At 31.4% G+C, this 15,732-nt stretch carries 14 protein-coding genes and 1 CRISPR repeat array; of the genes, 4 read left to right on the top strand and 10 right to left on the bottom strand.

The annotated features are described in order from the left end of the window. Positions 1-335 precede the first annotated feature (335 nt). The 8 genes from Q0929_RS07045 to Q0929_RS07010 form a co-directional block, all read right to left on the bottom strand. Complete coding sequence (locus tag Q0929_RS07045) at positions 336-491, bottom strand: hypothetical protein (RefSeq protein WP_299239201.1); 156 nt, start codon at positions 489-491, stop codon at positions 336-338. Between the two features lie 1,079 nt (positions 492-1,570). Further along, a CRISPR array of direct repeats spans positions 1,571-2,002; the repeat unit is 30 nt; unit sequence GTTTCAATTCCTCATAGGTAGGCTACAAAC. A 977-nt stretch (positions 2,003-2,979) separates the two neighbouring features. Further along, a complete protein-coding gene (rsmG, locus tag Q0929_RS07040) occupies positions 2,980-3,585 on the bottom strand; it encodes a 16S rRNA (guanine(527)-N(7))-methyltransferase RsmG (protein WP_299239199.1) in 606 nt (201 codons plus the stop codon). Continuing rightward, positions 3,582-4,250 (bottom strand): N-glycosylase/DNA lyase, encoded by a 669-nt coding sequence (locus Q0929_RS07035; protein WP_299239197.1) that lies wholly within the window; start codon positions 4,248-4,250, stop codon positions 3,582-3,584. The genes rsmG and Q0929_RS07035 overlap by 4 nt, the downstream gene beginning before the upstream one ends. Then, positions 4,247-4,945: a helix-turn-helix domain-containing protein gene (locus Q0929_RS07030; protein ID WP_299239195.1), complete on the bottom strand. Its 699-nt coding sequence runs from the start codon at positions 4,943-4,945 to the stop codon at positions 4,247-4,249. Before Q0929_RS07030 ends, Q0929_RS07035 begins: the two co-directional genes overlap by 4 nt. Before the next feature lie 40 nt (positions 4,946-4,985). After that, complete coding sequence (gene hemC, locus Q0929_RS07025; RefSeq protein WP_299239193.1) at positions 4,986-5,918, bottom strand: hydroxymethylbilane synthase; 933 nt, start codon at positions 5,916-5,918, stop codon at positions 4,986-4,988. A 13-nt stretch (positions 5,919-5,931) separates the two neighbouring features. After that, entirely contained in the window at positions 5,932-7,395 is a 1,464-nt protein-coding gene (locus Q0929_RS07020; protein ID WP_299239191.1) for a glycosyltransferase family 39 protein, read from the bottom strand. After that, positions 7,388-8,428, bottom strand: coding sequence for a deoxyguanosinetriphosphate triphosphohydrolase (locus Q0929_RS07015; RefSeq protein WP_299239189.1), 1,041 nt, complete (start codon positions 8,426-8,428; stop codon positions 7,388-7,390). The genes Q0929_RS07020 and Q0929_RS07015 overlap by 8 nt, the downstream gene beginning before the upstream one ends. After that, on the bottom strand, positions 8,415-9,428 hold the full coding sequence (locus Q0929_RS07010; RefSeq protein WP_299239187.1) for an aspartate-semialdehyde dehydrogenase: 1,014 nt from the start codon (positions 9,426-9,428) through the stop codon (positions 8,415-8,417). The genes Q0929_RS07015 and Q0929_RS07010 overlap by 14 nt, the downstream gene beginning before the upstream one ends. A 190-nt stretch (positions 9,429-9,618) precedes the next feature. On the opposite strand from Q0929_RS07010, the gene Q0929_RS07005 reads away from it, so the two are divergent. The 3 genes from Q0929_RS07005 to Q0929_RS06995 are packed head-to-tail and all read left to right on the top strand — an operon-like array spanning position 9,619 to position 13,293. Further along, entirely contained in the window at positions 9,619-10,536 is a 918-nt protein-coding gene (locus Q0929_RS07005) for a MoxR family ATPase (RefSeq protein WP_299239186.1), read from the top strand. Continuing rightward, positions 10,533-11,414, top strand: a complete 882-nt coding sequence (locus tag Q0929_RS07000) for a DUF58 domain-containing protein (RefSeq protein ID WP_299239184.1) — start codon at positions 10,533-10,535, stop codon at positions 11,412-11,414. The genes Q0929_RS07005 and Q0929_RS07000 overlap by 4 nt, the downstream gene beginning before the upstream one ends. Then, a complete protein-coding gene (locus Q0929_RS06995; RefSeq protein ID WP_299239182.1) occupies positions 11,398-13,293 on the top strand; it encodes a DUF3488 and transglutaminase-like domain-containing protein in 1,896 nt (631 codons plus the stop codon). Before Q0929_RS07000 ends, Q0929_RS06995 begins: the two co-directional genes overlap by 17 nt. A 2-nt stretch (positions 13,294-13,295) precedes the next feature. Here Q0929_RS06995 and Q0929_RS06990 read toward each other — a convergent pair whose 3' ends face one another. Continuing rightward, positions 13,296-13,730: a hypothetical protein gene (locus Q0929_RS06990; RefSeq protein WP_299239181.1), complete on the bottom strand. Its 435-nt coding sequence runs from the start codon at positions 13,728-13,730 to the stop codon at positions 13,296-13,298. Between the two features lie 23 nt (positions 13,731-13,753). Beyond that, entirely contained in the window at positions 13,754-14,317 is a 564-nt protein-coding gene (locus Q0929_RS06985) for an ABC transporter substrate-binding protein (protein ID WP_299239179.1), read from the bottom strand. Between the two features lie 352 nt (positions 14,318-14,669). Here Q0929_RS06985 and Q0929_RS06980 point away from each other — a divergent pair, with 352 nt between their 5' ends. Continuing rightward, the gene (locus Q0929_RS06980; protein ID WP_299239177.1) at positions 14,670-15,620 is read left to right on the top strand and encodes a hypothetical protein; all 951 of its coding nucleotides are present in this window, start codon (positions 14,670-14,672) and stop codon (positions 15,618-15,620) included. Positions 15,621-15,732: the final 112 nt, after the last annotated feature.

Below are 15,732 nucleotides of genomic sequence, written 5' to 3'. Positions count from 1 at the left end.
GCTTTACAAGTTGTTTATTATATTCTTTCCAGTCTCTTTTCATAAAAACCTCACCAATTTTTAAGTTTTTAGGTATAATTTTATATGATATTACAATTAAATTGTAAAAGTTTTTGGACAATATCAATCATTTTATATCAAAATAACCCTCTCCTCTAATACTCTATCGCTCCAACCTTAAATATCTTGATAGCTATATTCAAAGATCTGCTGGATATCAACAAATACTTTTAATCTTTACTTTTCTCTCTTAGTTTTTCTATCCGGTATCCACTAATGCTTTTCAATAGAGATATTGTATATTAAAAAGATGGACAATAAAAGGAAAGTCTTTCTCATTTTATCTCAATCTTTTTTACGTTTTCACAGCCTTCTGAAAGATTGCAGACTGCACACTTACCTTTCTGAATATCTTTTTTAAATTTCTTATACAAAAAATAAGAAGCTATTAAAAATAACACTACTGCAAATATATAACTAAAAATATCCATTTTTTCTCTCCTTAACCATTTTGTAATATTTAATTTAGCCGATTCCTAAATTTATTCCACCTAAACATTTATATAAACTATCATCAATATTATCCCTAAGGTTATACCTAAATTCAAGCTCTTTTAGATAGTAGATGTCCTTACTTACACCCAGGAATTTTATTCTTTTCTCCTTTTCTGTTGTCTTTTCTTTAATTATCTTAAAAATTACTCTGCTTTTTCCAATGATGCTATTTATAGTAATTCTACTAAATTTGCGTTTTTACCTCCTATACTACTTATAGTTAGCTTGGAATATGCTTGATGTCTATTTTTTCTGTGAGGAAGTTTGTCAAAGCAGTTTTTATTGCTTTGTCCAATAATAGAAAATCATAGAATAGTCTATTTTTTTCTGCATATGTTTTGTTGCTTTTCTTTAATTAATTATACACTACGCTAATAATTATTCATTGTTAAAAACCTATTAATAAGCATAGCTTTTAAAAATATCTCGGTTTTAATGTTCTCTCCAAACCTCCGTTGAATTTGGTATAATTCCAGCAATAACACCTATTCTTTAGTAATTTGTATATCAATAACTTGTTTACTTGTTTACTTGTTGAATCTACTGCTACGTGTATTTTCAACCACTTTTTATTTCTTTTAATTTTATGTCTTTTTAATTTTAGACTCTGAGTTAGAAAATCTATAGTGTATAGTTCTAAAGTTTGGAATTTTTAACTTCTGCTCCTAAGGATTTAAAAAATCAAATAAAAATCACTAAATTATTGATAAACCAATCTCTAATTTCTCACGTCTCACGTTCTCATGTAAAAACAAGCTTGCGTGGGCTAACATATTCAATTACCAAGGTACAGTTAAAAAATTAAAAAGTTAAATATAAATAAAAAATTTTCTACATGTCAAGCAGAAATTAAGACCGTTCTAAAATTCTTGCAAACTTACCTTTCCGTGTTATCCTGAGACTGTAAAGGAACTCCTTTTTTGAATTTTTTGATATAAAAAGAAAAGTAGGAGATTCTTTGCCGGCTGCAGAATGACAAATAAGAAACACCCTTATCAAAAACTTTTTTAAAAGCAATCTCATTCCTCATAGGTAGGCTACAAACTAGAAGATGGTTTAAGCGTCTGCAAATATTTTATCAGAGGTTTCAATTCCTCATAGGTAGGCTACAAACTTTGTTTTATAATTTTTTTGAGATTGATCTCAGAGATAGTTTCAATTCCTCATAGGTAGGCTACAAACGCCATCAAAATGCTTCTCTATCAACTTCTTACTGCTGTTTCAATTCCTCATAGGTAGGCTACAAACTAGGAGGTATGTTATGAAGAAATTTATTTTTGATGAGTTTCAATTCCTCATAGGTAGGCTACAAACGCTGTAAATAGAAAGTTCAAAGACAAGAGCGGCAATGTTTCAATTCCTCATAGGTAGGCTACAAACGAGTTTGAAATTGAATTACTTTCTGACCAATTTTTGGGTTTCAATTCCTCATAGGTAGGCTACAAACCCGTTAAATTTTTAACCAAAAATAAATTCGTAAAAACCTTATTCAATTGCCAATTTATAAAACATTATACCAAATTTTTAAAAAATCCGCAAGTTGAAGTTTTTTGCAGCAAACCTCGATATACAGAAAATATATTATTATATTTTATCTTTTAACATCCCATCACAAGCCAACTACTGAAAACCACAAACTCAGAAGCTCGCTGCAGATATCAATCTTTAACTTGCCGATATCAAAAAATTTTAAAATAAAAAATTACAAATTTTCAAAATATTAAATATTAAAAATTTCAAAATTAAAAAGTTTAATTCAACAAATACTTATAACTGCTTTTCAAAAAATCCCTTTCAAACCATCATTACACAAGCTAAAATCAAGCATCAAAAAATAAAAACACATCACCAATACCTTAGCTTTACTGACTTTTAAATCATCTCACCAAACTATCACATAATCAAACAAAAATAGCTAAGATATTGATAAACCAACTTCCAATGTCTCACGTCTCACGTTTCACGTTCTCGCATAAAACAAGCTTGCGTGGGCTAACATATTCAATTGCCAAGGTACAGTTAAAAAATTAAAAAGCTAATATAAATATACAAAAAAATTTTCTACATGTCAAGCAGAAATGAGAGTGTTCTAAAATTCCCGTAAGTTTACCTTTCCGTGTCATCCTGAGGACGAGGTCCGAAGGATCTTGTTTTTGATTTTTTGATTTGAAAAGAAAATTATGAGATTCTTCGCTTTGCCCAGAATGACAATATTGATTTTTGGAACAGTCTCAGCAGAAATTGAGGAGCGTTTCAGGATTATTGTAAGCTTGCCTATCTTTGTCATCCTGAACGTAGTGAAGGATCTCATTTTTTAATGTTTTTTGGAAATAAGAGATTCTTCGCTTTGCTCAGAATGACATCTTTGAGGTCAAAATTCTTCGCCGTCTGCAAAAATGACAACGTTGATTTTTACAAGCATTCTCAGTATTTTGTCATAACAATAAAACTTCTCTCCGGAAGACCCTTAAAGCTCATTTTTGTTGTATATGGCTTTAACTCTTCTTCAATATCTTTACCTTTCATTATCACAATAATACCATTTTCTTTTAAAAGATTTTTACCTATCTTCAACACTTCAAACGTCTCTCCCGTTGCCCTGCTTACTACTATGTCAAACTTTTTATCTATATTTTCAGCCCTATCGCACAAAACCGTATAATCTATCTTAAGCTCTTTTTTCAGCATCTCTAAGAAGATGCATTTTTTATTGATAGATTCAATCAAATAAAGCTTGATTTTGTCTTGATAGTAGATTTTTAGTGGTACTCCCGGAAAACCGCCGCCGGTTCCAAAGTCTGCTATCTCTTTGTCTTCTACATCTATTACCTTGGCTTCAAAAAGTTTTACAAGGGTTAAGCTGTCTAAAAAATGTTTGATAACTATTTCGTCTTTTTTTCTTACAGATGTTAGATTATAAACTTTGTTCCATTTTAAAAGCATTGAAAGGTATTTGTCAAATAGTTCAAGTTGATTGTCTGTAAGGATTATGCCGTTTTTTTCTGCTAAATCTTTAAGTAGCTCTATCATTTTAAAACTTTCTTTGTTTTGATATAAAAAATATATAAATCAAGCTCTGCTTGTGTTAGATTTAACTCTTGGCAGAGGTTTTCTAAGGCTGATTCTGATTCTAAGTATAAATTTTTTGTCATTGTTTTTCTTGGCTTTACAAGATTGTTTTCAAATAAAAATCTTGATATATGTCTGTCTATGATTGCTACATCTTCAAATCCTATGTTTCTTAAAAAATGTGATGCTTCTTTGTATCCATAGCCTTTAACTTTTTTAACAAGCTCTTCTCTTGCCTTTTTGCCATCATCGTAATATCTAATCTCCTGCAAAAAGCTTTCAAGTGGTCTTAGATTTACTATTCTTTCTGCTCTCTGCATTGCAAACCTATGCCCATGCTTTTTAAGGATGTTATAAAGCTCTTCTAAAGAATAATTTTTAAATCCTTCAATGCCAACCTCTGCTTGAATCTTTATTCCTACTTCTGCTTTAAAATTGGCTGTCAGGATACAAAAGCAAGCTTCAGAAAAAATATCTGCTTCGTAGGCTTTAATATCAACAAAAGGTTTAAAGTCAAAGATAGTTAAGCCTTTTTCTTTTAGAGATTTAAACTGACTTATTCTTTGGTCTACGTATGGTTTAACTTCAGATATAGCTTTTAAAATAGCTTCTTTTGGTGGAATCAAATCTTTGGAGCACCTCTTAACACGTTGTACCCATTGTAGAATATACCTTCTGAATCAACAAATACGTTATGGATAATTTCTCTATCAGAAATCCTTACTTCTTGGTCTCCGAAGATAATTTTTAATTTATCAGCATTTCCTACAGTTTCAAATACTATCTTATTTTCAAAATAAAGAGTCTTTTCTTCATCTTTTTTGATGTTAAAGATAGTTTTTTCTCCGTCTATTGTGGCTGTAATCCATACTTCATCATCTGCTTTTAAAACTATATAAGTTATTTTATTATCTTGATTTTCCGACGTAATTGTGACTTGTTTTGTTTCTTCTTTATGCTGAACAGGATTTACTTGAAAAGTAGGATTTTTATTAAGATTTGCATTTGCATAAATGAATGCTATCAATATAAAACCTGCAAATAGATGTGGCAAAAATTTTGATAATTTTTGAGAAAAGTTGTGATTTTTCTCTTTTATTAAATTTATTTCTACTGTTTCGGATGGAAGATTACAGTCAAGCTGTAAAAACTGGCAAAGCTTTTTTGCATACAATCTTCCGTATGGGTCTTTTAAAGCAAAGTCTTCATCATTTTCTATTTTTTCTATTATATCTATGCTAACTCCTGCTAAAGAAGATAGCTCTTTTATAGTTAATCCTTTCCCTATTCTTGCCGATTTAATATTATCGGATATTTTCATTTTTTACCTGCTGTTTTTATTTTGTTTAATTTTTATTATATCATTTTCCATAAATTTTGGTTAGAATTTGTTTACCACCCTCGTTTAAAAGTTTTTCTGCTAAGGTTTTTCCAAGAATGATAGCCTGCTCTTGTGGATTTTCTTTTATTTGCTCTATCATTTTTTCTTGATAATATTCTTTTCCTTCCAAGTCTGCAATGAAGCCTGTGATTACAAAGCTGTTTTCTTTAATCTCACAGTATGCACCAAGTGGAACTTGGCATCCACCTTCCAACGTTTTTAGAAAGCTTCTTTCTGCGGTTGCTTTTAAATAGCTTTCATAATGGTTTAAAGGTTTTATTAAATTTTTTATTCTTTCATCATCAGACCTTCCTTCTATGGCAAGAAAGCCTTGGCAAACTGCCGGTATCATCTCGTCCGGAGAAAATATGTATTTGACTTTACTATCAAGACCAAGTCTTTTTAGCCCTGCATAGGCAAGGATGATTGCGTCATACTGCCCTTCTTCAAGCTTTCTTATTCTTGTGTCAACATTTCCTCTTAAATCTTTTATTTGTAAATCTTTTCTGATTTTCATTATTTGTGATTTTCTTCTTAAGCTACTTGTGCCAATAACTGCGTTTTCCGGAAGCTGGTAGATGTTTTCATACCTTATAGATAAAAAGGCATCCCTTGGGTCTTCTCTTTCTGTAATTGCTATAAGCTCTAATCCCTCCGGTAGTACTGTTGGCACATCTTTTAATGAGTGAACCGCAATATCTATTTCATTTCTAAGAAGTGCATCTTCTATCTCTTTTACAAATAATCCTTTTCCGCCTATCTTTGCAAGTGGAACATCTAAGATTTTATCTCCCTGAGTAGTGATTTTAACAAGCTCAACTTCTATGCCGTGAATTTCTCTCAGTCTATCTGCAATATAATTTGCTTGCCATAAAGCTAATTGACTTTTCCTTGTTCCAATTCTTATTTTCATCTATCTTGCTCCTTTAGTAGCTAAGTATTGGGTCTTCTTCAATGTGTTTGTAGTTTTTCAGTATGTAAATGTAATAAGTCTTTACCTCTTTTCCTCTATATTTTACCTTATACTGTGATTCAAACTCTAAGCTTTCAAAACCTGACTTTACTTTTTCAGTGATTGGATGGTCTGCAACGTAAATGCCGTAATATCCTTTATTTTCAAACTTTTTTATACCTTCCCATAAATCAAACTGGGTCATTCTTCTATCTACTCTGATGCAGTAAGTTTGTCTAAATGGTTTCACATAAAAAGCAAGCTCAGAAGAGATGTGATAAGAGTCTGAAAATATAAAGTTCTTTTGATATTTTTCTGTTAAAGATTTAACATAACTACCAAGTTCTTGCCAACCTACAAGCCTTTTGCTCGGGTCTTTTTCCGGTGGAAGAAGTTTTGTTAATCCTACTTTGTCAAGTATCGGCGTATAAAAAAGAATGATGATAGATAGTCCTGATAAAAACATTAAAATGGTAGAGATTTTTAAAAATCTTTTATAAACTACATAACCACCAAGCATGTATAAAGTAGCATATCCAAAGGCTGGCCAATTTGCTTCAACGTTTTTAAACAGGGCAATCCCGCCAAAAAATACAAAAACTATAATAGGAGATAAGGATAAGTATATAAGTTTTTCATCTTTTTCTTTAATGGCTCTAAACACTTCATAAACCATAAACGCAAATAAAAAGACAGAGTTTATACCTATCTGTCCAAGTATGTAATCTCCAAAATGCTTTAAGTTTATGCTCAGCGTTTTTTCATCTGCTCCTGCCAATTTGCCAACATGTTTAAAACTTACAAAATCATTTGCTACATTCCAATATATGACCGGCAAGGTAAACAATCCTGCTATCAATATTGAGATATAAAACCATTTTTCTTTGAAAATATCTCTTTTAAAAAGTAAAACAAAGATAATAGCAACTGGAAAGAAAAAAACAGCTGAGTACTTAGACAAAAAAGCTAAACCTGCTGATATGCCTGTTAAAATCCATAAAATTGGTTTGTTTTCATAAACTGATTTGTAAAATAGATAGCTTAAAAGCAGGTAGAAAAAAGCAAGTGGTGTATCTGTGAGAAAAATTATAGATGCTATGTCATAAGCCGGTATTAGATAGATGAACACTGAAATAAAGAATGCTAATTTTTCATCTTTAAAGACTTCTTTTGAAAAAAGGTATATGATTATGGCTATTAAAAATCCAAAGATGATGCTGTTTATTCTTACGCCGATTTCTGTATCTCCAAGGATGGACGTGGATATAAAATTAAAGTATGCTATCAAGGGTGGTTTTGAGTAGTAGGATAAATCTAAATGCTTAGACCACAGCCAATACTGTGCTTCTTCTGTCGATAGGTCTATATCTCTATATAGTACGTATAAAATTCTTATGATTGCAAAGAAAAGGTGTGTTATCAGTACATATCTAAACAACAGCCCAAACCTTTGGAATAAAGATTTCTGAGTATTTTTTTAGTGCGTATCTGTCTGTCATTCCGGCTACGTAGTCAACGGCTGCTTGGTTTGGTGAATATTCTCCCCAAAGTTTTAAATACTTTTCATAGTTTGGAATTAGATGATAGTTTTCAACATAATACTCATACAAAGCTTTGACTATGCCTTTTGCCTTGTCAAGCTCCCTTACAACAGGCTCAGCAAAATATACATTTTCATAAAGAAAATCTCTTAAGCTGTACATGGCGTTATAAACTTTTTCATCCATTACTATATGTTTATACTCATTTTCAATGGTTGTATTTATAACGCTGATAACAATGGTCGAAATCCTTTCGGATTTGGTTTTTCCTAGAACTTTAACTATATCATCCGGAATTTGTGATTCTGATACGATGCCTGCCCTTATTGCATCTTCTAAGTCATGGTTTATGTATGCGATTTTATCAGCTATTCTAACAATTTCACCTTCTAAAGTTTTAGGCATGTTTCCTTCTGTAATCAGTGGAGATTTTCCTTTACTATGCTTTAAAATGCCATCCCTCACTTCTTCTGTAAGGTTCAATCCCTTTCCTTCGTTTTCGAGCTTTTCAACCACTCTTAAACTGTGTTTTGCATGATGGTAGCTGCCGTTTTCTTTTAAAATAAACTCCCCTGCATGACCAAAAGGAGTATGCCCTAAATCATGACCATAAACTATTGCTTCTGTAAGGTCTTCATTTAGTCTTAAAGCTCTTGCTATTGTTCTTGAAACTTGTGCAACTTCAAGTGTATGGGTTAGCCTTGTTCTGTAATGGTCTCCCTCCGGAGATAAAAATACTTGTGTTTTATGCTTTAATCTCCGAAAAGCTTTACTGTGAAGGATTCTATCTCTATCTCTTTGAAATTTAGTCCTTACTGGACATTCTTCCTCTTGTACATCTCTTTTTGCATACAGACTTTTTGCAGCCTTTGGATGAAGTGTTTTTATTTCTAAATCTTCAAGATGTTGTCTTATATTAGAGTAGTTCATATTTTATCAATAATTCTGCTATTTGAACTGCGTTAGTTGCTGCACCTTTTCTTAAGTTATCTCCAACTATCCACATAGATAAACCATTTTCAAATCCAAGGTCTTTTCTTATTCTTCCTACAAACACATCATCTTTACCTGCTACTTCTATCGGAGTTGGATAAACGTTGTTAAATGGGTCATCTTCTACAACAACCCCCGGCGCACTTTTTAATATCTCTCTTGCCTCTTCAGCAGTGATAGGTTCTTGGGTCTCGATTGTTACAGCTTCACTATGTCCTACGTATACAGGCACTCTAACGCAAGTTGGAGATACTTTAATATCCGGTTCATGCATAATCTTTCTTGTTTCGTTGATCATTTTTAACTCTTCTTTTGTGTAGCCGTTTGGTTCAAAGTTGTCAATTCTTGGAATAACATTGAATGCTATGTGATGTGGTAATGCCCTTGGATAAAAGTATTTTCCTTCCATAACTGCTTTTGTTTCAAGCTCTAAATCCTCTATTGCAGTTGCTCCTGCTCCAGAAACAGCCTGGTATGTTGCTACAATGATTCTTTTTATTTTCTTTACTTTATGAATTGGATATAACGCAACAACCATTTGTATTGTAGAGCAGTTAGGATTTGCAATAATTCCTTTATGCCATTTTACATCCTCCGGATTAACTTCCGGAACAACCAACGGAACCTCTGGGTCCATTCTAAAAGCAGAGCTATTATCTATAACAACGGCTCCTTTGCTTGCTGCGATGGGTGCCCATTTTTTACTTCTTTCACCACCGGCAGAAAATAATGCAATATCTACATTCTCAAAAGCCTCTTCACAAACAGCCTCAACTTTATACTTCATTCCATAATATTCAACTTCTTTACCGGCAGACCTTTCAGATGCAAGGAATTTTATTTCATTTACCGGAAAATTTCTTTCTTCCAAAACCTTTATCATTGTTTGACCAACAGCCCCTGTGGCTCCAAGTATAGCAACATTATATGATTTCATCAAATCCTCCAAGTATTTTTAATTAAATATTATAACTTTTTTAATAAAAATTAGACAGGAAAATAAGAGGGTGTTCCAAAAATTAACGTTGTCATTCTGCAGCCGGCGAAGATTCTCCTGCTTTTATTTAATCTCTTATCTGATGCAAAGCTTATTGATATAATATAATATTGAATTTTAAAGGTGATTCATGAGAGCTGAGTTTAAAAACATAATAGACTTTTTATCAAGCTATCTCCATGGGAAAGAAAAAGCCATTGAGCTTACGTTAATATGTTTATTCTCAAAAGGACATCTTTTGATAGAAGACCTGCCCGGACTTGGCAAAACAACCCTTGCAATAGGAATAGCTAAAACCTTAGGATTGGATTATGGAAGAGTGCAAGCTACTTCCGACTTACTACCATCTGATATAATCGGAGTTTCTATATATAACAAAAACACAAACGAGTTTGAATTTAAACCCGGTCCTATTTTTAATAACATCATCCTTGTTGACGAGATAAACAGGGCAACGCCAAAAACCCAGTCAGCACTTCTTGAGGCAATGGGAGAAAAACAGGTTACAGTAGATGGAAAAACTTATAAATTACCACAGCCATTTTTCGTAATAGCAACACAAAACCCGGTAGAACAGTATGGAACATTTCCACTTCCAGAATCTCAGTTAGACAGATTTTTAATGAAAATCTCCATCGGATACCCATCAAGAGAGGCAGAAAAAGAGATCATCAAAGGTGGTAGTAAAAGAGAGGAGCTTTATAAAATACAACCTTTCATATCAAAAGATGAGATTATAAAAATTCAAGAAGAGATCAAAAACGTTTATGTGTCAGATAAAATAGCTGATTACATTCTTGATATTGTATGGGCTACTCGGGAGAGCAAATATCTTGAGTCTGGTTTGTCAACAAGGGGAACCCTTGCAATCGTAAGCACTGCTAAAACAAACGCATACATGGAAGGTAGAGATTTTATCATTCCGGAAGATATTAAAAAACTTTATAAATATGTAATTCCACACAGAGTAATCTTCAAACCAGAGCATGAATCTCAAAAAGAAGAGATTATAAAAACAATCGTTGAAAGCATTCCAACACCTATATGATAAAGATAACAAAAGCAGGTTGGCTTTATATCCTTATCACCATACTTCTTGGTATTGCTGCTGTAAACACAGGAAACAACTTACTATTTTTAATAGTTTCAGCCTTACTGAGCTTTATGGGAATTTCAGGATATTTTGGAAAGAGAAATATATCTAAAATAGACATATGGGTAGAATTTCCGGAAGAAGTTTTTGCAAAAAAAGAGTTTTATCTAACCGTTAAAGCAACAAACAAAAAAGCCTTTATGTCAATGTTTTTGATTAAAGTACTAATAAACAATAAAAGTGTGCTAATCCCGTATGCAGAGAAAGAGGGAGAAGGAAAGCTAAAAATATTAGTTGACAAGAGAGGTATTTTTAGCATAAAAGAAGCCAAAGTCTGTTCAGTATTTCCTTTTAACTTTTTTGAAAGATGCTTTACTGTAAAAGTAGATGCTAAAAAAGTAGTTTTTCCGGAGCCAAAAGAATGCAATTTATTTCAAATATCAGACTATAAATTTAAATCTAAGCAAAAATCAGAAGGTCAGGTTATAGAAAAACAAGGATACGAAGGAGACTTTTTAGGACTTAGAGACTACAATTTTGGAACGCCGGTTAAGTACATAGATTGGAAGGCTTCAACAAAATCAGAAAATCTAAAAGAAAAGGTCTTATCAACCATCCAATCAACGCCAATCATAATAGAATTTGAGAAGATAAACATGGATTTAGAATCAAAAATATCCTGCATCGCATACTTAGCAGTAAATTACAAAAAGTTTGAAAACACATTTGTAAAAATAGAAAATACAACCTATAATCTACAAGATAAATCAGACAGACATAAACTTCTTACAAAGCTTGCATTATACGGAATGAAAGATGAAGCTATCAGTTGAAAACATAGTTAAGATAAATGCTTACGTAGGAAGTTTATTTATTTTTCTTTTAATTTTTAAAGAAGTTAGTCCAGCATACAGCTTTATTTTTTTAGCTTTATACACACTTTCAGCCTACAAAGATTTTAAAAAGCCTTTAAACATAAATAGAACATTTATAAACATTATCGGTATTTTATTTGTAATATTGATGGTTTTAAGAATAAATCCTGACAATATTGTTCAGCCTTCGGTAGAAACTCTTTTAGTCTTGCTTGGTTTAAAACTTCTTGAAGAAAAAACATTCAGAGATTACATGCAGATATATTTGTTAATTATTCTGCTTTTTGCAGGATACACAATTCTTTCAACCAGCATGGTATTTTTACTGTATCTTTTGATATTAATCTTTTTTATAAATGCATCAGTAATACTTTTAACATACTACCAACAAAATAAAGAGATAGAGTTAGATGTAGACATAATAAAAAGAATTTTGATTAAAACAGCTGTTATTCCGCTACTTTCTATTCCTTTTACGATTTTTCTATTTTTTACACTACCAAGAAGTAATTATCCATTTTTAAACTTTCTACAAGGTAAAGGAAAAGCTACAACCGGATTTTCTCAAGATGTAAAACTTGGTGATGTTTCCAACATTCAAGAAGATGATTCTGTAGTAATGAGAGTTTCGGGAAAAAATATCGGAGAAATTTACTTAAGGGGTTTAACTTGGAATTACTTTGATGGAAAGCAGTGGATGTCTAAGGATTTATTTTCAGCAGTTAAAGCAAGAAGATTGTTTGGTAAGAAGTATGAATACACAGTTTACTTAGAACCACATTCAGAAGTTTATTTATTTACTGTTGAATATCCGTATGCAATATCACAGATAAGCGGCTATTTTATTACTCCAAGAATGGATAAAACATATGTTGTTGATAAACCCATATTTAACAAAATTAAATACTCGGGTATTTCTTTTGTCAATGATAGATACTATGAAGAGTTAAGGTCTACGGATGAATACTTACAGCTTCCAAAACTAAATGAATCTATAGTCAAATTAGCCAATGATTTAAAAGGAAATGACGAAGAAGAAACAGCAAAAAACATAGAGAAGTTTTTAAAAAGCTATACATACTCATTACAAAACCTATCTGTTAGCCAAGACCCTATTTATGACTTTCTGTTTGTAAAAAAGCAGGGAAACTGTGAATATTTTGCCTCATCCATGGTTATATTACTTAGATTAAACGGCATACCTGCAAGGCTTGTAGGCGGTTATAAAACTTCTACTTACAACCAAACAGCCAACTACTACATAGTTAAACAAAAAGATGCCCACGTTTGGGTTGAAGCATACATAAACAAACATTGGATAAGGTTTGACCCTACTCCGGCAGTAAGAAATGCAATCATCGAAAAAGAAAAAAAGCTAAACAGATTAAAACTTTGGCTTGATACTATAAACTATTATTACACAACCTTTATTGTAAACTATGATTTTTCTAAGCAAGCTGAACTTTTTAACAAAGTCAAAAAAAGCTTTTCTAACATTAAAGATTTTAAAAAGATAGAAGTTGAATTTAATAAAAATTATCTGATTATTACAATAACTTTGCTATTGGTAGGATATTTAACATTTTTATCTGTCAAATACTTAAAACAACCTTATGAAAAAAGATTATTGAATATTTTAAACAAAAGATTAAAAAAGTATGGCTATGAAAGAAAGGAAAACGAAGGGTTGGAAGAGTTTATCTCAAGGGTAGAGAATACAGAGCATAAGCAAAAACTTTTAACATTTGCAAGAGAGCTTGAAAGTTATGTGTATAAAGATAAAAAATTAAGCAAGGCTGATTATGAGAGATTAAAAAAGATGATAGAAAAATTATAACTTTACCAATCACTACTGCTTGAACTACTCCAAGAATCCCAAGAAGAGCTATCCCATGAACTGTCCCAAGAACTCCAAGATGAGCTAAAAGAGTCATCAAAACTTGAACTTGAAAAAGAACTTTCGCAAATTGTGTCATGGTAAATATTCCCGGGTAGACAAGCATAAGCAGGGTCTGTAAGATAGTCTGAAGAGCTTGAATTTAAATAATCGTCACTACCTGGAATTAAAGATGAGATATTTGAAGAGTCTGAATTATCGTTCGGATACCAGTCTGATGAGTAATCGGTAAGATGGTAAAATCTTCTTGAATCATCGTAAGAATAAAATGAATCGGATGAAACAGTGCTATCAGATGATGTGATACCTTTAACTATTAAAGCTACTAAAATTAATATGAATAATCCGATTACAGCAAATAAAGGTGTTAAATCCATCTTAGCTACCTCTTTTTAACTTCTTACCAGGAACTATCATCTCCGCTGTCCCACGAATTCCAAGAATAACCACTATCGTTACTATCCCAAGAATTCCAAGAATAACTATCGTTGTCATAGTTGTTATTGTCATAGTTATAATCCCATGAGCTACTACATGAAGAGTCTGAGCTATCAAAGCCTGTATCGTCACAGCTTGAAAAAATATTATAAATTACATCGTTATCACATTTATTACAGTCATCATTCCATATTAAATCATGAAGATGTTCTGCAAGTGATGTGTCAGGTTCACGAGTATAATAGTAGTTGTAATAGTTATTTCTATTTAAAAGCATTCCTGCTCCAATCATTCCCAAGCCTGCCGCAGTTCCAATTAATCCAGCTTTTGTTATGTCGTTTAATACATTTGGATTATTCTGTGGCGGTGTATTCTGTGGAATGTTTTGTATAGTTGGTGTATGTTGTGGAATGTCTTGTGGTGGCTGAAAATTAGAAGCTACATTTCTATTAGGCTCACTAACGCCAACCTTTCTAATCATTAAGATTAAAACTATCAATGCGATTAAACCAATTATTAGTTCCATTTTAACTACCTCCTTTCTTTTTTATAAATTTAAATTGTCTTCTTAATTTTGTAAACAGTTTTTTTATAAAAAATCTGACTTTTTAGCCAACAAAAGTTTACCTACCTCCTTCATACTGAGGACTTTAGTCTGAAATATCGACCCTTTTAAAATTGTAGAAAAGTAGATTCTTTATCAACCGTAGAATAACAATCTTTTATCTTCGTAAGAATAATTCATTAATCGTTCTTTTCATATCCAAATGTACAAGTCCAAAAACCTCTTTTTAAATTCTATTAAAAAATCATTAATTTCTCACTCAAAGTATAATATAATAAATTTTAAAAAAAATTTTTTATATAGAGGATATGTCATGGTTAATAAAGAAAAGTTCGCTGAAATTTCTAACGTAATTTTTAACAAATTCTACTCTGTACTACTATCTGATAGTCATTCTTCAAAATACTTTAATTCTTTTGAAATTCTTAACGATCTGATAAAAAAACAAACTGAGATACTTTATAACATCTTCGAACTTATTGAAAAATCCGACAGTAAAAAAGTTTTTGATATACTATATGAAGTTGCACAAAAACACTATAAACTTGGTATAGGCAAAATAGCTCTGTTTAGTGCAATAGATCTTTACACCTCTTTACTTGAAGAATATAAGAAGGAAAAGGAATTAAAAATCCCTAAGACTATGATAGATAATCTAAAGAATCTTTTACAAGCAACAACAGCGAAAGTTTATATAGAAAATATCTTACAAAATGCCCATAACTTTCTTAAAGAAACAAATTACGAAATTGCTCAACTATTGGCAGAAAAAATAGAAATAATGTTGGAAGCTGTAGAATCTTTTTATAAAAATCAGAAAGTGGGCGCTTGTGCAGAATCACATGTAACCTGTAATGTTAGTAAGATGCTAAGAAGTTTAGCATTTGATGTGATGTGCTATCGTAAAGAAGATAAAAAGCGAGAAATGCTTTTAACACATAAATTAATTCACGATAATATGAATGACGTTTTATCATCATTAGAATCAAGGGATTTTTTAAAAGCTATATCCCATGCACAAGAATTTGTGAATAATATTAACAAATTTGTGTATGATTATGAAAAAATTTATACTGACTGGAATAACAATAAAGATGATATAATTGCAAAAATTCTCACTGATGAACATGAAAAAAATAAATATAGTGTAATCCTTCTACAAAAACTTAGAGAATCTAAATACCAGAAAAAAATGACCGAAGAGATTGAAAATTTATTATCTAAATTCCTAAAAGATAATATTTTCTATGAATACGTCGGGTGAGAAATTACCTCCATAGTTTACTTTTTCTAAAAAAGCTATAACCAATAGCATATGCATATAGATAAGCAACAAAAGTCTTAACCTTTCTCCATCTACTTATAAGATTGAAATT

The sequence above is a fragment of the Sulfurihydrogenibium sp. genome, assembly GCF_028276765.1.
GTDB lineage: Bacteria > Aquificota > Aquificia > Aquificales > Hydrogenothermaceae > Sulfurihydrogenibium.
The sequence above is the reverse complement of the archived record's forward strand: the minus strand, read 5'-3'. Positions and strand labels throughout refer to the sequence as shown.